Here is an 18,268-nt window from a genome sequence, read left to right on the forward strand (position 1 = left end):
GGCGCATAGGGCTTGCCATCGCGGATATTCTGTAGGAAAGATAAAACCAAATAGGTTATCGATCGAGGTCCGGATGATCACCCGCATCAGAGAAGTCCGCAAGGCGAAGGCACTGACGCTGGAACAGGTCGGCGCCCTGTGCGATCCGCCGACCACGGCCCAGACGATCGGCCGGCTGGAAACCGGCACGCGCACCGTATCGGTCAAATGGCTGAACCGCATCGCGCTGGCGCTGGGCGTGACCAGCGCCGAACTGGTCGCGCTGCCCGGACAAAGCGAGATCGCCGTAGCCGCGCTGCTTGGCCCGGATGGCGCACGGGCGCCGACCCGCGCCCTCACCTTCCCGCCACCGATCGCATCGGACGGCATGGTCGGCGTCCATGTCGGCGCCAGCATCGGCGATTATCGCGCGGGCGACGCCATCTGGTGCCGCCGCATCCTGCCGGAAGATTATGGCAGCGCGCTCAACCGCGACATATTGCTGCCCCGCCCGGCCGGCCGCTTCCTCTTCGGCCGGCTGATCGGGCGCGAAGGCGACCGGTTGCAACTCCTGCCGCTGGGCGCGGGCACGCGCCAACTGGTGCTGACCGACCCGCCCTGGGCAGCGGTCGCCGAACAACTCGTCCGACGTCTCTAGGCCGTATGTTCGTGCGGTGAAGTTGGCCCGCCCTCGGAGTAAGCACGAAACGGGGGTTACGCCGGACGGACCGGCGCCTATCCCCAAGCTTAAGCGAGGGCGAACCATGGACGAGTATAGCGAACTTTTCATCGGACTCGATACATCGAAAGCGAAGATCTCGGTTGCAGTCGCGGAAAAGGAACGGAACGGCGAAGTCCGCTTTTTCGGCGACATCTCCGCCGAGCCGACATCGGTCGCATCGATGGTGGGCAAGTTGGCGAAGCGTGGGGCGAAGCTTCACTTCTGCTATGAGGCTGGCCCGACGGGGTACGATCTGTATCGCCAGATCATCGCGCTGGGGCATGAGTGCCAGGTCGTGGCGCCCTCTCTAATTCCCAAACGCCCCGGTGATCGGGTGAAGACCAATAGGCGCGATGCCGTCAGCCTGGCACGGCTTCATCGCGCCGGCGAGTTGACTGCCGTCTGGGTTCCGGACGAAGCACATGAGGCTGTACGCGACCTTGTCCGCGCTCGTGAGTGCGCCCATGACGCGCTGAAGAAGGCTCGCCAGCAGTTGCAGTCCTTCCTCTTGCGCCATGGCCGGATTTTCCCGGGACGCACATCGTGGACACGGGCGCATTTTCGTTGGCTGGCAGCGCAGAGCTTCACCCATCCCGCCCATCACATCGTGCTCGTCGAATATATCCAGGCTATCGAGGATGCGGGTGTCCGAGAAGATAGGCTGACCAAGCAGGTCGCTGAGATAGCCGCGTCCTGGTCCATGGCACCTGTGGTTGAAGCCTACCAGGCGATGCGCGGTATCGCGTTCATCAACGCCGTCACCTTTGTCGTGGAAATCGGCGATATACGACGCTTCGAAACAGCGCCGCAGTTGATGGCGTATCTCGGGCTTGTACCATCCGAGAGTTCAACGGGCGAGCGGGTGAAGCGCGGGGGCATCACCAAGGCCGGCAACAAGCGGGCTCGCCGCGTGCTGATCGAAGGCGCATGGACCTACCGCTTTCCCGCCCGGGTGAGCCAGACGATCCAGGCACGGTTGGAAGGGCTACCACGCTCCGTTCGCGAGATCGCATGGAAAGGGCAAATCAGGCTCTGCGCACGTTATCGAAAGCTGATCCAGGCCGGGAAGCTTAAGACCGTCGCGGTCACAGCAATCGCGCGGGAGATGGCCGCCTTCCTCTGGGCAATCGGGCAAGAGGTGGCTCCCACCGCTGAGGCATGAAGGCTCATCATCGGTAAACGGTCACGAGAAAGGAGCAAGAACCAGCGTCATCATCTGCTTGATGTGCAAAGTTGGGAGCAGGGCCCCGGTGGGGAATCCTCGTACCCACTATGTGGCGGACTAAAAGTCTATGCCCGATTCTAGACAGAGGCAGCCCCAGACGAACATACGGATATGCGGTAGCCAACCCGCGCATAAGAGTATGCCAACCGTCGTCGAAAGCCCTGCTCCCTACTCTGCACATGAGCTTCACAAATTGGATTTCGTCATCTCGGGCGGAAAGGATATCATCATGCCGAAGGCTCTTGAAAACGAACATAAGAGTGGATTGATTTTGACATTTGCATCCCCTGGCGGCTGGGATGGGCCTGCAAATGTCAAAATCATAAAATCCACTAGGAGCAAATATTGCTAGTGGTCCGAACAGATTCGGACATTCGTGCGCCACATGACTTCAAGCGGTATCGAATGTCAGAATCGGACCACTAGCCATTCCATCGCTCAGCGCTTAACCAAGCGTCAAAGCTGTGCATCCAAAGTGGGACCATGACACTCAACGTCCTCATGCTGTCGACCCTGTTTCCCGATATCAGCCGACCCAATTTCGGCGTGTTCGTGGAACGGCAGGCGCGCGAACTGGCCAGCCGCCCGGAGGCGGACGTCACCGTCATCGCGCCGGTGGGCCTGCCGCCATGGCCGCTGTCGCTCGCCGGGCGCTATGCCCCGCTGCGGGCATTGCCGCGCAAGGAACGGTGGCGCGAACTGACCGTCTATCGCCCCACCTTCCCCATCATTCCCAAATTCGGCGGGCGCACCAACGTTTCCGCCATGACCCGCGCCATCCTGCCGCTGGTCAGGCGACTGCATGCGGAAAATCCGTTCGACGTCATCGACGCCAGCTTCTTCTTCCCCGACGGCCCGGTGGCCCAGCGCCTGTCGAAGGCGCTCGGCATTCCCTATTCGGTCAAGGCGCGCGGCGCGGATATCCATTATTGGGGCAGCCAAAGCGGCACGCGCAAGATGGTGCGGCAGGCCGCAGACGGCGCGGCGGGCCTGCTCGCCGTGTCGGACGCGATGCGCCGCTCCATGGCGCGCATGGGCATCGATGCCGACAAGATCCGGGTCCACTATACCGGCGTGGATCTCGACACATTCGAACTGACCGATCGCGCTACGGCCAAGGCGGCACTGGATTTCAACGGCCCCGTGATACTCAGCGTGGGCGCGCTGATCCCGCGCAAGGGGCAGGATCTGCTGGTCCGCGCGCTGCCTCTTTTGCCCGACGTCACCCTGCTGCTGGCGGGGCAAGGGCAATATCGGCGCGTGCTGGAAAGCCTGGCGCAGGATCTGGGCGTGGAACGCCGCATCGGCTTTCTGGGCTCCGTCCCCCATCACAAGCTGCCCCGCATCTTTGCCGCCGCCGATGTGATGGCCCTGCCATCCGAGTCGGAAGGGCTGGCCAATGCCTGGGTGGAGGCGCTGGCCTGCGGCACGCCGATCGTGATCAGCGACGTAGGCGGCGCTCGCGAACTGCTCGACCGGCCGGAAGCGGGGCGGATCGTGGATCGCGATCCCGAAGCGATTGCCGACGCCATTCGCGCGATATTGGACAATCCGCCCTCTCAGGCGACCGTGCGTGGATCAGCCCTGCGCTTCACCTGGCAGGCCAATGGCGACACCTTGCTCGCCCATCTTCAGAGCATCGCCGCTGGTTCATAAGGACGGCGGGATCAGCCGCGCCCGACCATCGGCGGTGGGGAAATGCCCGCCGTCGAACGGCACTTCGCCCCAGCGCCAGGGCGTCAGTTCGTCATAGGCGGGGTTGGAAATGGGGGCATGGCGCTTGAGGTTGAGCAATCGCGCGCCCTCATTGCGATAGGCGGTCAGGCGCACATGTTCGCGATACAGGTCGGCCGGCCGTTCATAATGAAAGGCATCGCCCCAGCCCATCGCCTGCGCCACCTTCGTCACCGCCCACCAGTCCGGCTTCGCCTCGCCCGGCAGGGAGAAGATGCGGCGCTGTCGGCTGACCAGCCGATCGGGGCCCGTCAATGTGCCATCCTTCTCGATCCAGCCTGGCGAAGGCAACAGAACATCGCCATCCTCCATACCGTCCGCCCGATCGCGGCTGGCGATCAGGAACGGCACCGATGACCGCGCCTGTCGCAACCAAGGGGCCGCCTCCGCATCGGAGCCGATACTCCATAGCGCCTGAATGCGGCCATCATACATCGCCTCCAGCAGCGCCTCACCTGTCAGACCGGGCGCCTCTGCCAAAAGACGCGCCCCCCAGAAGCGCGCGACGTCCGCCCGCGCATCCGCCGAAAAATCCCGATGCGCCGCCAGATCGCCCGCGACACAGCCCACCTCGCGCCCGCCCATGCCATTGGCCGCAGCGGCCAGCGCAAATGGCGCTGCACCGGGCCGGGCGATCCGCCCGGTCGCCAGATGCAGATTGAGTATCGCCGTGGCAGCGGCCGCCCCCGCCGTCTCGCTGAACAAGCTCACCAGCCGATTGGCAGCCGCCATCTCTTCATAAAAAGCCCGAATGGCAACCGGCGACAGGCCGCAGGCCCGCGCGACCGACCAGATGTCATGCCCCTGCCGCACCGCAGTCCAGAAATCCGACGGCACGGCGACATGCCGGTCCAGAAAGCCCTGATCGACAAGGCCGACATCATGACAGTGCAGCAACAGGCCGGTCAGCAGCCGGCCCGCGCTGCCCGGCGCGATGGTCAGGTGCAAGTCGGCATCGACCGCATCACTCCCCTCCCCTTCCGTCAATATGATCAGGCGCAGCCCCAGTTCGCTGCGCGCCGCCTGCACCCGATCGATCAGCACGGGATGGGTTTGCGCCAGGCCCTCGCCCAGCATCAGCAGCGTTTCAGCCTGCTCGATATCCTCGACCGCAGCGGGCATCACATCCTCGCCAAAGGCGCGGCTTTGCACCGCCGCTATGACGCTCTCTCCCCAGGCGCCATGGATATGCGCCGATCCCAGAAAGCCCTTCATCAGCTTGTTGGCGACATAATAATCCTCCGTCACCAGCCCGCCGGACACGTGCAGGGCAATGCTGCCGGGGCCATGGCGGGTCAGAATCGCCGACAGCCGACGCGCGACATGCGCAATCGCCTTGTCCCAGCCCGCCCGTCGACCGCCAACCATCGGATGAAGCAGGCGCCCGTCCAGCGCCGCCGACGCGGACAATCCATGCCCGCGCGGACACAGCCGACCGCCATTGGCGGGATGCATCCTATCGCCTTCGACGCGCAGGAAGCGATCATCTTCCGTGATCGCGCGAATGCCGCACCCGGCGCCACACTGGCCGCACAGGCTTCGAACGATCGCCATCTCAACAGGGAATCCGGGCCGACAAGGCGAAACGCGCCATCATCGCTGCTGCCTAGCCTATTGCACGAACGGACAAAAGCCCATGGTTGCGCGACCGTGACACAGGGCGCATGCAGGCGACATGACCCGCCTGCTCCTGCGCTTCGCCGCCCTCTTCGCCCTGCTCGCCTCCCCCATGACGCAGGCTGCCTCCAATGATCGCGGCCCGCTGGTGCTGGCGGCAGCCAGTCTTCAGGAGGCGATGACCGCCGCCGCCGATAGCTGGGCCGCGCGCGGCCATCCCCGCCCGACCCTGTCCTTCGCCGGCTCCTCTGCGCTCGCCCGCCAGATAAAGGCTGGCGCGCCCGCTGACCTGTTCCTGTCCGCCGACGAAGAATGGATGACCGATGTCGAACGCGCAGGTTTCGTCGCGCCCGGCACGCGGGTCAATGTCGCGGGCAACCGGCTGGTGCTGATTGCTCCGGCCAAGCGACCGGTCCGCCTGAAAATCGCACGGGGCATGCCGATCGGCCGCACGCTTGGCGACGGTCGCCTCGCCATGGCCGATCCGGACAGCGTACCGGCAGGAAAATATGGGAAGGCAGCGCTGACCGCGCTCGGCGTCTGGCCATCGGTCGCGGGCAAGATCGCGCGCGGTGACAATGTCCGCGCGGCCCTTGCGCTGGTGGAACGGGGCGAGGCCCCGCTCGGCATCGTCTACGCCACCGATGCGCGCGCATCGAACGCCGTGCAGGTGGTCGGTGCCTTTCCAGCGGGCAGCCATGCGCCGATCCGCTATCCGCTCGCCCGACTGAAGGCCAGCCGCAACCCCGATGCCGAAGGCTTCCGCCGCTTCCTGATGTCGGGCGCGGGCAAGGCGATCCTCGCCCGCTATGGCTTCACCGCACCCTGATCGCTACTTCAGACAGGCGACCAACCCGGCGATCACCGCCAGCGTCTCCTGCGGATCGCGCACCCGCACCGTGTCCAGCCCCAATTGCTTGGCCGGATAATCATTGCCGCCCGGAAAGATGGCGTCGCCAATGAACAGCATAGCATCGAGAGCGATCCCGCTGGCGTCGCGCAGCTTCTGAAGGCCATAGGCCTTGTCGACGCCTTCGCGGGTGATGTCGATCGATGTCGCCCCGCCCATATTGATCGACAGGCCCGGCAGGCGCTGGCGCAAATCCGCCTGGATGATCTTGCGCTTGGCGAAATCCGGGTCCCAGCCTTCCTTGGCATGGATCGGCGCCTGCTGCCCCAGCGCGGAAAAGGTGATCTGGCTGCCGCGATCCTCGATCCGCTCACCCCATGTCTGTTCGGGGACGAAACCGGTCGCCTCCAGCGCTGCGTCGAAAGCCGCCAGGATCGCCGCCTTCTGCCCATCATCGAACAGTTCGGCATAGACCGCCGACCAGCCATCCGCGCCATGAGTATAGAGCTTCGTGCCCGTGGTAGGCATCAGCCACAGTCGCGACCGATCGGCGCTTTCGGGCAGGCGGCTCGCCACCTGCTTCTGGAATTGCGGCCAGTCCCCGCCGGAAATCACCGCGACATGGGCAACGGCAAGCAACGCCGCCAGGGCATCGCCCATCGCCTCGCCCAGCGGCTGCTTGCTGTCCGCCAGCGTGCCATCAAGGTCGAACGCGACCAGTTGCTTCATTCATCGTCTCCAGCATTGCCAAAATTTGGCCCCAAATCGGGGAAAGGCGCGGTATCATCCTGCGATCATCGGTCAAGGTCCGACGCACCACTTCGGACTGGCCCGGTTCATCTGCAAGGGCCTATCCATACGCGCCAACCGGTTTCGATACTATGAAAGGAGGACGCCTTGGCGCCCATGACCATCGCTTCGCTCTGGATTGCCGCTGCCGCCGCAGTATCCCCGACAGCGACGCTCGACCTTCACGCCCAACCGAAACAGGAAAAGCTGATCTTCGACTGGTCGCAACAGCGCTGCCCGGACATCACTATCATCCCGGATGCCCCGGCCCGGGCCTTTCGCCGGGCCGATGGGCAAATCAGTCTGATCGCCACCCATTATGTCAACTGGGCGCTTACGGGCGCGACATGGTCCTCGCTCAAGCCGGATTGCCGCCCCATATTCTCCCCGGCCGATACCGGCGCCAATCAGCATGCCTGGATCGAGGCAACCTATACCAGGGATGGCCGAAATATAGCGGCCCTGCTCAGCCGGGAATTGTCGATCGATCATAACCCGCAAAATTGCACGCCGCGCAAGGGCAAGAGTTGCTGGCTCGGCGATATCGTCGCGGCGCAGTCAAGCGACATGGGCCGCAGCTATCGCCTCGGGAAAGTCACCGCCACGCTGGGCAACAAGATGCCCGACAATAGTCCGATGCGCTATGGCGCATTCACGACCACCAACATCGCTCGCGGCAAGGATGGCTATTATATGCTGGCCTTCCTCGACGGCATTGGAACACCCAGAGGCAATTGCCTGCTTCGCACCACGGACCCGATGAATGAGACGCTGTGGCGCGCCTGGGACGGCAAGCAGTTCACGCTCGACCTGTCCAAACCCGGTCAGGCCCTGCGCTGCAAGGCGCTACCCCAGCTCGACGCGCCGGTCCGATCCATCAACTGGCTGCCCCGTCACAAACGCTGGGTCGCGATGATGGCGGGACAGCACGATATCAACGGGCGTCCGACGCAAGGCTTTTATTATGCCGAAAGCACCGACCTGCGAAACTGGACCCCCGCCCGCCTGCTGGTCGAAACCCAGATTTTCGAAGCCGCATCAGGCTGGGAAAGCATCGTCAACTATCCGACCCTGATCGATCCGGCCAGCAAGTCGCGCAACTTCGACACGCTGGATCATGATCAGATATTGCTCGTTTTCGTGCGACGCTGGTTCGAGAATAACCGGGGATTCATGGATCGCGACCTCCTGTCCATGCCGGTACGGATCGCACCGAAATAGGAGGTGCCTTTTTATCGGTGCGCAATCGTGGCACACAGGGTCGGACGTCATGCTGCCTACTCCTTCCATCCCTCCGATCCGCGCATGAGCTGGCTTCCCACGCCGGACGAATGGGCCGTCCTGCTCCTGTCGCTCAAGGTCAGCCTGGTCGCGGTCGGAGCCATGTTGCCGATCGCCTTCGGCCTGTCCTGGCTACTGGCACGGCGCCGCTTTCCGGGACGCCTGCTGGTGGAAGCTTTGGTCTATCTGCCGCTGGTGGTGCCCCCGGTCGTGACCGGCTGGCTCCTCCTCATCCTGTGCGGCGCCAATGGGCCGATCGGCCGCTGGCTGGCGGACTGGTTCGGCATCACCCTGCTGTTCCGCTGGACCGGAGCGGCGCTGGCCGCCGCGATCATGGCCATGCCGCTAATGGTCCGCGCGATGCGCCTGTCGATCGAGGCGATCGACCAACGGCTGGAGGATGCCGCACGGACGCTCGGCGCCTCGCCCTTGCGTCTGTTCTGGACGATCTCGCTGCCGCTAGCCCTGCCCGGCGTCCTGGCCGGCACGATGCTCGGCTTCGCCCGGTCGATCGGCGAATTCGGGGCCACCATCACCTTCGTTTCCGACATTCCGGGCGAAACCCGCACGCTGCCGATCGCCATCTATGCCGCCTTGCAGGTGCCCGGCGGCGAAGCCATGGTCAGCCGCTTCGCCATCATTTCGGTCCTCCTGTCCCTCGCCGCGCTGCTCCTGTCGGAACTGCTGGCCCGCCGCTTCACCCATGGACGGGTCGTCCATGTCCTTTGATATCGACGTCCGCCGCCGGATCGGCGATCGCGACATCGCCCTGCAAATCCGCACCGGCCCCGGCCTGATCGCGCTTGTCGGGCCATCGGGCGCGGGCAAGACCAGCCTGCTCAACATGATCGCCGGCCTGCTGCGCCCCGATGCGGGCCATATCGCGGTCGGCGGCCATATCCTGTTCGACAGCGCCGCCGGGATCGACCTTCCCACCGCCCGGCGCCAGACCGGCTATGTCTTCCAGGACATGCGCCTCTTCCCGCACATGCGCGTCCGCACCAATCTTCTTTATGGTCAGCGCCATGCGGACAGCATAGATTTGGACGAGCGTCTGGGCTTCCTAGGGATAGGGCATCTGCTGCGCCGCCTGCCTGCCACCCTGTCCGGCGGCGAAGCGAAGCGGGTCGCGATCGGCCGTGCCCTGCTGTCCGATCCTGCCTTCCTGCTTATGGACGAACCGCTTTCCTCCCTCGACGACGCGCGCCGGGAGGAGATCATGGCCGCGATCGAGCGCCTGCGCGACCAGTTCGGCCTGCCGATCCTCTATGTCACCCACAGTCGGGCCGAGGCAGAAAGATTGGCGAGCGAAACAATTTATCTGAACCCAACGCGCGATTGAGCGTTGCATCGCCGCCCTTTCCTTCCAGCTTGCCTTCCCCGCACGACGGCTTTGCACGGCGCACATCGCACGATATGGAACCGCTTATGTCCGAACCCGATATCGATGGCGCCGCCATCATGGCCGCTATTACCCGACTGGACCAACGTCTCGCCGCATTGGAAAGCCAGATGCGTGATTGCGCCAGCCAGATGGAGCGCACCCATCATCTTGCGGAAATGGTGTTGAATGAAGTCCATGCCCGCCGCCGCCAGCAACAACAGGCGGACGGGGCGGCCGAGGGCCGTCGTTGGTCGACAGGTGGCTTCCCTGTTATCGAACGCAACTGGCCGATTCACTTCGGTCTGAATGGTGAAGGTGCCGATTTTCTGGCAGGTGGCTGGTCCTATCCCGAATATTGGGGAATATGGGGTATCGGGGATCGTCAGGCATTGCGCTTCGCTTTGGACGATTATCGTGGGGGGTATATTGAATTGACCCTTACCGTTCAGGGCTTCGCCGCACCCGAAGGCCAGCGCCCGACCGTCGATTTTATCGCCAATGGCTATTTTCTCGATTCCCACTCGCTGCGACCGGACCCGCACGGCATCAAATTGCGACTACCGCCAGCTTGTATCGGCGAAGGCGACATCGCCTTGCATATGAAGGTGGACACAGCCATTTCCCCTGCTTCGACCGGCCTTAACGAAGACGCACGTGAGTTGGGTGTCGGCCTGTGGGCAATAGACGTGAATTGACTATGTGCGCCTTGCCCGGAATGCAAAGCCCTCGCGCCACGCATGGCCAGACGCTGGCCGAGTGTTTCGGCCCACGCCGCTTACCCATTTGCGACTACGGCCAGATATAAACTCGACTGTTCGCGCCAATCACTGGCACAACTTCACGCCAAACGGAAACTGTCACGATCAGCCTGATTGCCAAGACTGGTCGATTACCGCTACGTTACCCCTCAAGAGGGGTCAGCATAGAATAAAATCGCACATCCACGCCCATGGTCGCGCGACCATGTGGCGCGTTTCAACCGGATAAATAGAGGACTGCATGGCCAATTTGATTGTCACGGGCGGCGCTGGTTTCATTGGCGCCAACTTCGTCCGCCACTGGCGCAAGGTTTCCCCCAATGACGGCATCGTCGTCCTCGACCTTCTGACCTATGCCGGCAACCCGGCCAATATTTCGGACGTAGCCGACGTCACGCTGGTCGAAGGCGATATTTGCGACACCGATCTGGTGTCGAAGCTGATCGCCGACCATGATGTCGATACGGTCGTTCACTTCGCGGCGGAAAGCCATGTCGACCGCTCGATCACCGGCCCCGACGCCTTCGTCACCACCAATGTCGTTGGCACGCACAGCCTGCTCAAGGCCGCCAAGAGCGCCTGGCTGGACAAGGGCAGTGGCAAGCCGCACCGCTTCCACCATGTGTCGACGGACGAAGTCTATGGCACGCTGGAGCCCGAAGACCCCGCCTTCAGCGAAACCACGCCCTACGCGCCCAATTCGCCCTATTCGGCGTCGAAGGCCGGGTCGGACCATCTGGTGCGCGCCTATCACCACACCTATGGCCTGGAAACGACGACCAGCAATTGCTCGAACAATTATGGTCCCTATCAGTTTCCCGAAAAGCTGATCCCGCTCTTCACGCTGAACGCGCTGTCGGGCCGCAACCTGCCCATCTATGGCGACGGCATGAATGTCCGTGACTGGCTGCATGTGGAGGATCATTGCGTCGGCATCGAACTGATCCTGCGCAAGGGCCGGATCGGCGAAACCTATAATGTCGGCGGCGGGCAGGAACTGCCCAACATCGAAGTGGTGAAGGAAATCTGCCGTGGCGTCGACGCCGCCTTCGCCGCCAACCCTGCACTGGCCAGCATCTTCCCCGATGCCCCCGCTGCGAAGGGCGGCAACAGCACCGACCTCATGACCTATGTCGAGGATCGCAAGGGCCATGACCGCCGCTATGCGATCGATGAGACCAAGATCCGCTCGGAACTGGGATATGAGCCCGCGCGCGACTTCCCGCAGGGCTTTGCCGAAACGCTGAACTGGTATCTGTCGAACGAAGACTGGTGGCGGCCGCTGGTCGAGCGCGCCAAGATCGCTCGTTGACCTTTCCCGGCCGCGCATACTCTATGGATGCGCGGTCGCTTTCTATTGCGGATACCCCATGAAGCTCGACATCATAATCCCGGTCTATCGCAACGCGGCGATGGTACGTGACTGCATCCGTTCGCTGGTGCCTAATCTCGTGGAAATCGGCGATTGCGCGCCGCGACTGATCGTCATCAACGATTCGCCCGACGATGAAGATGTCGAACGCTATTTGACTTCACGCGAAGCGATCCAGTCGATCGGTCTCATTATCCGCAACAAGGAAAATCTGGGCTTCGTCCGCACCGTCAACAAGGGGCTGGCCCTTGCTCGTCAGCGCGGCGCGGCCGCCCTGCTGGTTAACAGCGATACGCTGACCTATCCCGGCACGCTGGCAGAAATGGTCGCGGTGCTCAACGCCGACCCCCAGATCGCCTTCGTCTGCCCGCGTTCCAACAATGCGGCGCTGTCCACCTTCCCGCAAATGCCCAATCCGCTCTGCGACGCGAAATCGCCACCGGAAACTTGCCATCACGCCTGGCAGATGCTGCGCCACCACCTCCCCCGCTACACGCTCGCGCCCACGGCTGTCGGTTTCTACATGCTGATCGCGGACCATATCCTGCGCAATTTTGACCCGCTCGATGAGGAATTCGGCCTCGGCTATGAGGAGGAGAACGACCTCGTCATGCGCGCGGGCAAACTCGGCTATCGTGCTGCCATGGCCAACCAAGCCTATGCCTATCATGCTGGATCGGCCTCCTTCCTGCTCAAGGACATGGACCTACGCGGGCAGCAAGAAAGCAATCTGCACAAGATGATGGCCCGGCACCCGGAATTTCTGCCGCTGGTACGCGCTTATGAAAGCACGGCTGATTATCGCGCCGAAATGCAGATCAAATCGTTGCTGCCGACACCCGAGGGGCGGCGCAAGATCGCACTCAACCTGCTTACCATGGGCAAGCACCATAACGGCACCAACGAACTGATCGTCAACGTCATTCGCTGGCTGGAAGCGAACCCGCCGCGCGATTTCGACATCCACGCCATCTGCCAGTCCGGCGTGGCCGAATTTCACGGTTTCGCCGACTTTAAGTCGATCCATATCGAAGAAAAGATCGGGCCCGATTATGCGCTGTCGATCTTCTTCGGTCAGCCCTTCGACCTGCACATCATCAACGTGATGGAACATCTGGCTCCCATCAACATCTATGGCATGTTGGACGTGATCGCGCTGGATTGCAGCAACTTGCTCGGACAGCACGATATCAAACCGATGTGGCGCCATGTCGCGGAAAACGCCAATGGCGTCTTCTTCATCAGCGAATTTTCCGGCCAGACTTTTCGCAACCGCTTTGCCCGCCATTTCCGGACGAACGCCTATACTCGCCTACTCCCCACCCGACTGTCCGCCTATCGCGAAACCAGCCATAGCGTGCCAGGCGACAGCGGCCATATGCTGGTGATGGGCAATCACTTCAAACACAAAGCGTCCGAGGCGGCCGGCCGGTTGCTGGCCGCCGCCTTGCCCGACATTCCCGTCGTAGCGATGGGAGGGGTCGCGAGGAAGGACGGCAACCTTACCCTCGCCCCAGCCGGCACTGTGCCGGAAGCGGAAATGGATGCGCTTTTCACCGATGCCAGCGTGATCGTGCTGCCATCCCATTATGAAGGCTTCGGCCTGGGCCTCATCCATGCGCTGTCACTCGGCAAGCCGGTAGTAGTGCGCAACATCGCCCCGGTGCGCGAAATTCTGGACACCTATCATGCGACGGAAGGCATCTTCCTGTTCAACGACGATCAGGAACTGCCTGATCTGGTGATGCAGGCAGCACGGCTAGGTCGATCGTCCACCGACGATCGCGATACGGCGGATTGGGCGGACTGGGCGTCGGGCTTTTGGGCTTTCGCCGAATCGCTGTTCGACGATCCGGCCCTGATGGAACGCCTGTTGCGCCGGATAGAAAGCGGCGACGCGCTCAGGATAGCACACAGGTTGGCACAAGGGATGCCGGCCCAGGAACCCGTCGCTTTGCAACCCGAGGGACAGGTACGCCAAGTGTCGCTGGCGGCGATGTTTGCCCTGCCCGAGGAAACCTTCGTCCAATCGCTTTATCAGAATTTTCTCGGCCGGCCCGCCGATCCGGCAGGCCTCGACCATTATGTCATCTCGCTGCGCAATGGGGCGAGCAAGAAGAAGGTGGCCAGGGCGATCATGCGTTCCGACGAATATAAGGCAAATGCCAGCCGCGTTCACATCATCGACCGCTGGCGCCTGATGTTCTGATCCGCGGTCAGACCGGGCGAGCCAAAAGTCCCGCAGCCGCCCGATCCATAACCACATCATCCGTCCGGTCTACCAGCCAGACGTCGCCGGGGTGCCATGGCATATCATTCACCTTGCCCACGCCACTCAACGGCATGAACCAGACCGGTCCGTCATCGATGGCCAGTCTCGTGCCCTCTGACCAGGCGCCCAGGTCCATGGTGAAGGGCGAATCACGCCCATCCAGCAACATCCGCGCCTCACCCAGCGGCGCATATACTGGCGGACGAAGATAGGGCTCCAGACGGCTAGCGGCAATCCCCTGGTCCAGATGCAGTTCGCGCGGCCGCCCATAATCGAACAGCCGATAGGTCACATCGACATTCTGCTGTATCTCGACCAGCGTGATACCCCCGCCAATCGCATGGACGGTACCCGCCGGCACGAAATAGCAGTCGCCCGGCCGCACGGGCTTCCAGTCGATCATGGCTTCCAATGATCCGCCGGCTGCGGCCGCCCGGAAATCCTCAGCCGACATCGGCTCACGAAGCCCCAGACCCAGCCGCGCATCGGGCGCGCAATCCAATATATACCAGGCCTCTTCCTTGCCGCCGCCCAGGCCTGCCGCCTGCGCCAGCCGATCATCAGGATGCACCTGGATCGACAGTGATTCGCTGGTGAAGATATATTTGGCGAGCAGCGGCAGAGCCTCGCCGCCCTCGAACCATATCTCGCCAATCCGGCCAGCAGGCACGCCAAAATGGGCCGGGATATCCTCCCGGCCCCATGTCTTTTCGACAGCGCGCGCAGCGAGCTTGGGCATGACGACCGTCCTGTCAGAGACGCTTCACAACGATCAGTTGCTCAGCGCATTCTCGATCGTCACGGCCGGCAGAACAACACCCACCAATATGTTCACGAAGCGCTGGAAGTCCGCGACCGGGCTGTTCGACACATACATCACGTCGTGATCCTGAATCTGGAAATTCTGCATCGCGAAATAGGTCGCGGGGTCACGCATGTTGATGCGATAGATCACCGGAATCCGTCCGTCGGCCCGATGTGCGGCGCCGGCCGCATTGTTGACGCGAGCAGGATCTTCCCAACGAAACAGGAACATGCCCTTGGGATCGGCACGCCCATCCTGAAGACCGCTGACGCGCCCGAGAGCCTGCGCCAGCGTGATGCCGGTTGCTTCGAACTGCACTTCACGGTTGGAACCCGTCGCACCCAGCGCCGTGAAGCTATAGGGCTGATACAATGCGGTGACGACATCCCCGGCCTTGAGCACGACATTCTGGCGCGGATCGCTGATGATCGCCTGCAACGGCATCATCTCGACCTTGCCGTCACGGCTGAGTTGGATGGTCATGCGCGTGGCCGCTTCCTTGGTACCGCCACCTGCCGCGATCGCATCCAGAACGGTTTCTCCCTTGGGCGTCAACGGAATGCGCGTGCTGTTATTAACGTCGCCAACCACTGACACCGTCGAGGTCATATTCTGCGACATCCGCACATTGACCTGCGGCAGATGCGCCTTCAGCCGAAGCCGATTGGTAATGTCGCGTTCGATGTCTACAAGAGTGCGGCCCACGACCGGAATCGTTCCGGCAAAGGGGATGGAGATCGCGCCGGAAGGACCGACCAGATAGTCGGGCAGCCCGGTACCACGACTGGTTTCCGCCGATGTCGGCGCCTGCGTTGCGCCAAATAGCACGGCCGGTGGCGCTTCCCAGACGGTAATCTGTAAAACATCACCGATGCCCACGATCTGACCCATTGGCGCCACACCGCCGAACAGGTCGGCAAAGCCGGGCTTTGGCTGCATCACCGGCAACTGGCTGCCCTGCGTGTTCAGATCGATGATCTGAATGCCCTGTATCTCGGTGCTGCTGTCAGCGACCTTCAAAACCTGCTGCTTGCCCGGCCCTACGGACGTGCAAGCCGACGTCAGGATCGCCAGCGCCAACAGGGCATGCCGCCCCGACCGCGCGCGCACCTTCACTAGATCCGTCAATCTCGTCATCCGATCTTCCAATATCCTTGCGTCCACCACTGTCGAGCGGAACCGCTTTGCCTATCCACTATAGGGGCTGGCCAGTTGCAAGCCCAATATTCACCGGAGCCCCAACGGGCCGCCGCAACAGATCATCCGTCCAGCATCCATCGCAGCGTATCGACCAGCGGCACATGCCCAAGCGGGCCGATCGCCGCCTCGATCCGGGCGGGATCGCCATAGAGGGTCGCGACCTCATTGGCGCGAACGAAATCGGGATTGACCGCCACGTCCATCCGGTGTCCCGCCAGCGATTGCACCATCTCCAGCACCTCCCCCAGCGTCACCGCCTTCCCGGAACAGAGCTGGAAAGTCCCGCCAATCGCCTTCGGCGTCTCGATCAGCCGCACATAGGCGTCGACTACCATGCGGACGTCGGAAAAATCGCGCGCGACGTCGATATTACCCAGTTCGATCCGCTCGGCGCGGCGACGCGCGTGGTCCACGATCTTAGAAATCAAGAAATTGGGTGACTGACCACGGCCAGTATAGTTGAACGGCCGCACAACGATGATCGGCAGGCGATCGGCGAACAGGCGGCAGACCATTTCCGTCGCCACCTTGCTGACGCCATAGTCGTTGACCGGGGCAATCGCGCTATCTTCGGTCAGGCGACCGCCCTGATTGCCATGGATATTGGCGCTGCTCGCCACCAATATCGACCGGGGCGGCACCGGCAACTGCGCCAGAGCGCCCAGCAACAGGCGCGTGCCGACCACATTGGCGGCATAGATTTCCGACACATCGCCATGCGCGACGAAGGAAATGGCCGCCAGATGCACGACATGGTCAGGCTGCACCGCCTGTACGATCTGCTCCACGCTGTCGCGATCAACCAGATTGCCCGCATGGACCGCGTCGAAATGCGGAATCGGCCCTGCCTCGGACGCATGGACAAGCGCATGCACCTCATGGCCCCGCGCAGCCAGCAAGGCCGCCAGATGCCGCCCGGTAAAGCCGCCGCCGCCGGTGATGAGGGTTCTTGGCCGGGCCATGGGCCTAGAAGCTAAACCCGGCCCGGTTGCGGCGCAGGTCCGCCTCCACCATCATCTCGCACAGCCCTTCCAGCGACGTCTGCGGGGTCCAGCCCAGCTTGTCGCGCGCGCTGCTGGCATCGCCGATCAACAGGTCTACTTCGGCCGGACGATAGAAACGCGGGTCGATCCGCATGAGCGTCTTGCCGGTCTTGCGGTCGATCGCGGTCTCGGCCTCGCCCTCACCTGCAAATTCGATCTCGAACCCGGCTGCGCGGAAAGCGAAGGTCAGGAAGGTCCGAACCGTTTCCGTCCGCCCGGTCGCCAGGACGTAAGTATCCGCCTCGTCCGCCTGCAACATGCGCCACATGCCATCGACATATTCGCGGGCAAAGCCCCAGTCGCGCGCCGCATCGATATTGCCCAGCGACAGGCAATCCAGTTGCCCCAGCGCAATCTTCGCCACGCAATCGGTGATCTTGCGCGTCACAAACTCGCGACCACGCAGCGGGCTTTCATGATTGAACAATATGCCGCTGCACCCGAAAATGCCGAAGCTCTCTCGATAATTGACCGTGCTCCAATGGGCATAGAGTTTGGCCACGCCATAGGGGCTTCGCGGATAGAAGGGAGTCGCTTCATTCTGCGGTATGGCCTGCACCTTGCCGAACATTTCCGATGTGCTGGCCTGGTAGAAGCGGATCGTCGGATCGACGATACGGATTGCTTCCAGCAGATTGACCACGCCCAACCCGGTGATCGCCCCGGTGGTGATCGGCTGGTCGAAGGAAACGCCCACGAAGCTCTGCGCAGCGAGGTTGTACACCTCTCGCGCGCCGGTCTTCTCCAACAGGCGGATCGACGCCGACAGATCGGTCAGGTCATGCTCAACCAGATGAAGATTGGGATGATCGGTAATCCCCAACTCCTCGATCCGCCAGAAATTGACCGAACTGGTGCGGCGATAGGCACCATGGACCTGATAGCCCTTTTCCAGCAGAAGTTCAGCCAGATAGGCGCCGTCCTGCCCGGTAATGCCGGTGATGATCGCAGATTTCATGATGCGAAAATCACCCCTTCTGCCCGACGCGGGTGATGGCAAAGCCCGCCTCGGTGGCTTCGGCGACGGGATAGATGTTGCGCAGGTCGACCAGCACCGGCTGCACCATCGACGCGGCCAGACGCTTCAGGTCCAGCGCCCGGAAAATATCCCATTCCGTCACCAGCACCAGCACGTCGGCCCCTGCCGCCGCTTCATAGGCGTCCTTCACCATCGTCACGCCCGGCATCATCGGCGCGGCCACTTCCATCCCCTCCGGGTCATAGGCCACCACCTTCGC

Annotated in this window: 17 protein-coding genes; 10 read left to right on the top strand and 7 right to left on the bottom strand. The window is 62.7% G+C overall.

Going from position 1 to position 18,268, the window contains the following annotated elements:
- Positions 1–73: 73 nt before the first annotated feature.
- The 3 genes from BMX92_RS06840 (at position 74) to BMX92_RS06850 (ending at position 3,581) form a co-directional block, all read left to right on the top strand.
- Positions 74–637, top strand: coding sequence for a helix-turn-helix domain-containing protein (locus BMX92_RS06840; protein ID WP_093013832.1), 564 nt, complete (start codon positions 74–76; stop codon positions 635–637).
- 106 nt (positions 638–743) lie between these two features.
- The gene (locus tag BMX92_RS06845) at positions 744–1,862 is read left to right on the top strand and encodes an IS110 family transposase (RefSeq protein WP_043979582.1); all 1,119 of its coding nucleotides are present in this window, start codon (positions 744–746) and stop codon (positions 1,860–1,862) included.
- Between the two features lie 546 nt (positions 1,863–2,408).
- Positions 2,409–3,581 (top strand): glycosyltransferase, encoded by a 1,173-nt coding sequence (locus BMX92_RS06850; protein WP_093013835.1) that lies wholly within the window; start codon positions 2,409–2,411, stop codon positions 3,579–3,581.
- Here the strand turns inward: BMX92_RS06850 and BMX92_RS06855 are convergent.
- Complete coding sequence (locus BMX92_RS06855; protein ID WP_093013838.1) at positions 3,576–5,213, bottom strand: molybdopterin-dependent oxidoreductase; 1,638 nt, start codon at positions 5,211–5,213, stop codon at positions 3,576–3,578. The genes BMX92_RS06850 and BMX92_RS06855 overlap by 6 nt on opposite strands.
- A 121-nt stretch (positions 5,214–5,334) precedes the next feature.
- On the opposite strand from BMX92_RS06855, the gene modA reads away from it, so the two are divergent.
- Positions 5,335–6,105, top strand: coding sequence for a molybdate ABC transporter substrate-binding protein (modA, locus tag BMX92_RS06860; protein WP_093013841.1), 771 nt, complete (start codon positions 5,335–5,337; stop codon positions 6,103–6,105).
- Positions 6,106–6,108: 3 nt separating this feature from the next.
- Here modA and BMX92_RS06865 read toward each other — a convergent pair whose 3' ends face one another.
- The gene (locus BMX92_RS06865) at positions 6,109–6,855 is read right to left on the bottom strand and encodes an HAD-IIB family hydrolase (RefSeq protein ID WP_093013844.1); all 747 of its coding nucleotides are present in this window, start codon (positions 6,853–6,855) and stop codon (positions 6,109–6,111) included.
- Between the two features lie 168 nt (positions 6,856–7,023).
- On the opposite strand from BMX92_RS06865, the gene BMX92_RS06870 reads away from it, so the two are divergent.
- The 6 genes from BMX92_RS06870 (at position 7,024) to BMX92_RS06895 (ending at position 13,919) form a co-directional block, all read left to right on the top strand.
- A complete protein-coding gene (locus BMX92_RS06870; protein WP_143066732.1) occupies positions 7,024–8,136 on the top strand; it encodes a hypothetical protein in 1,113 nt (370 codons plus the stop codon).
- 84 nt (positions 8,137–8,220) lie between these two features.
- Entirely contained in the window at positions 8,221–8,925 is a 705-nt protein-coding gene (gene modB, locus BMX92_RS06875; RefSeq protein WP_093013850.1) for a molybdate ABC transporter permease subunit, read from the top strand.
- Positions 8,915–9,538, top strand: coding sequence for an ATP-binding cassette domain-containing protein (locus BMX92_RS06880; RefSeq protein WP_093013853.1), 624 nt, complete (start codon positions 8,915–8,917; stop codon positions 9,536–9,538). The genes modB and BMX92_RS06880 overlap by 11 nt, the downstream gene beginning before the upstream one ends.
- An 86-nt stretch (positions 9,539–9,624) precedes the next feature.
- Positions 9,625–10,275, top strand: coding sequence for a hypothetical protein (locus BMX92_RS06885; protein WP_143066733.1), 651 nt, complete (start codon positions 9,625–9,627; stop codon positions 10,273–10,275).
- 304 nt (positions 10,276–10,579) lie between these two features.
- On the top strand, positions 10,580–11,650 hold the full coding sequence (gene rfbB, locus BMX92_RS06890; protein WP_093013859.1) for a dTDP-glucose 4,6-dehydratase: 1,071 nt from the start codon (positions 10,580–10,582) through the stop codon (positions 11,648–11,650).
- Positions 11,651–11,708: 58 nt separating this feature from the next.
- Complete coding sequence (locus BMX92_RS06895; protein WP_093013863.1) at positions 11,709–13,919, top strand: DUF4214 domain-containing protein; 2,211 nt, start codon at positions 11,709–11,711, stop codon at positions 13,917–13,919.
- A 7-nt stretch (positions 13,920–13,926) separates the two neighbouring features.
- Here BMX92_RS06895 and BMX92_RS06900 read toward each other — a convergent pair whose 3' ends face one another.
- The 5 genes from BMX92_RS06900 to BMX92_RS06920 form a co-directional block, all read right to left on the bottom strand.
- Positions 13,927–14,721 carry a class I mannose-6-phosphate isomerase gene (locus BMX92_RS06900; protein WP_093013866.1) on the bottom strand — a complete coding sequence of 265 codons (795 nt, stop codon included), beginning with the start codon at positions 14,719–14,721 and terminating at the stop codon, positions 13,927–13,929.
- A gap of 33 nt (positions 14,722–14,754) precedes the next feature.
- Entirely contained in the window at positions 14,755–15,924 is a 1,170-nt protein-coding gene (locus BMX92_RS06905; RefSeq protein WP_093013869.1) for a polysaccharide biosynthesis/export family protein, read from the bottom strand.
- A gap of 122 nt (positions 15,925–16,046) precedes the next feature.
- The gene (locus BMX92_RS06910; RefSeq protein ID WP_093013872.1) at positions 16,047–16,949 is read right to left on the bottom strand and encodes a GDP-mannose 4,6-dehydratase; all 903 of its coding nucleotides are present in this window, start codon (positions 16,947–16,949) and stop codon (positions 16,047–16,049) included.
- 4 nt (positions 16,950–16,953) lie between these two features.
- Positions 16,954–17,988, bottom strand: a complete 1,035-nt coding sequence (gmd, locus tag BMX92_RS06915) for a GDP-mannose 4,6-dehydratase (RefSeq protein WP_093013875.1) — start codon at positions 17,986–17,988, stop codon at positions 16,954–16,956.
- 10 nt (positions 17,989–17,998) lie between these two features.
- The coding region (locus BMX92_RS06920) for a UDP binding domain-containing protein (RefSeq protein WP_305728178.1) at positions 17,999–18,268 on the bottom strand (270 nt) is incomplete at its 5' end.

This window comes from Sphingobium sp. YR768, assembly GCF_900111125.1.
GTDB lineage: Bacteria > Pseudomonadota > Alphaproteobacteria > Sphingomonadales > Sphingomonadaceae > Sphingobium.

What these genes read in the sequence shown, in the direction of transcription:
- BMX92_RS06880 (WP_093013853.1), top strand. Translation starts at nt 8,915, where the DNA reads ATGTCCTTTGATATCGACGTCCGCCGCCGGATCGGCGATCGCGACATC.
- BMX92_RS06855 (WP_093013838.1), bottom strand. Translation starts at nt 5,213, where the DNA reads ATGGCGATCGTTCGAAGCCTGTGCGGCCAGTGTGGCGCCGGGTGCGGC.
- gmd (WP_093013875.1), bottom strand. Translation starts at nt 17,988, where the DNA reads ATGAAATCTGCGATCATCACCGGCATTACCGGGCAGGACGGCGCCTAT.
- BMX92_RS06900 (WP_093013866.1), bottom strand. Translation starts at nt 14,721, where the DNA reads ATGCCCAAGCTCGCTGCGCGCGCTGTCGAAAAGACATGGGGCCGGGAG.
- BMX92_RS06850 (WP_093013835.1), top strand. Translation starts at nt 2,409, where the DNA reads ATGACACTCAACGTCCTCATGCTGTCGACCCTGTTTCCCGATATCAGC.
- BMX92_RS06845 (WP_043979582.1), top strand. Translation starts at nt 744, where the DNA reads ATGGACGAGTATAGCGAACTTTTCATCGGACTCGATACATCGAAAGCG.
- BMX92_RS06895 (WP_093013863.1), top strand. Translation starts at nt 11,709, where the DNA reads ATGAAGCTCGACATCATAATCCCGGTCTATCGCAACGCGGCGATGGTA.
- BMX92_RS06840 (WP_093013832.1), top strand. Translation starts at nt 74, where the DNA reads ATGATCACCCGCATCAGAGAAGTCCGCAAGGCGAAGGCACTGACGCTG.
- modB (WP_093013850.1), top strand. Translation starts at nt 8,221, where the DNA reads ATGAGCTGGCTTCCCACGCCGGACGAATGGGCCGTCCTGCTCCTGTCG.
- BMX92_RS06905 (WP_093013869.1), bottom strand. Translation starts at nt 15,924, where the DNA reads ATGACGAGATTGACGGATCTAGTGAAGGTGCGCGCGCGGTCGGGGCGG.
- BMX92_RS06865 (WP_093013844.1), bottom strand. Translation starts at nt 6,855, where the DNA reads ATGAAGCAACTGGTCGCGTTCGACCTTGATGGCACGCTGGCGGACAGC.
- BMX92_RS06885 (WP_143066733.1), top strand. Translation starts at nt 9,625, where the DNA reads ATGTCCGAACCCGATATCGATGGCGCCGCCATCATGGCCGCTATTACC.
- modA (WP_093013841.1), top strand. Translation starts at nt 5,335, where the DNA reads ATGACCCGCCTGCTCCTGCGCTTCGCCGCCCTCTTCGCCCTGCTCGCC.
- BMX92_RS06910 (WP_093013872.1), bottom strand. Translation starts at nt 16,949, where the DNA reads ATGGCCCGGCCAAGAACCCTCATCACCGGCGGCGGCGGCTTTACCGGG.
- rfbB (WP_093013859.1), top strand. Translation starts at nt 10,580, where the DNA reads ATGGCCAATTTGATTGTCACGGGCGGCGCTGGTTTCATTGGCGCCAAC.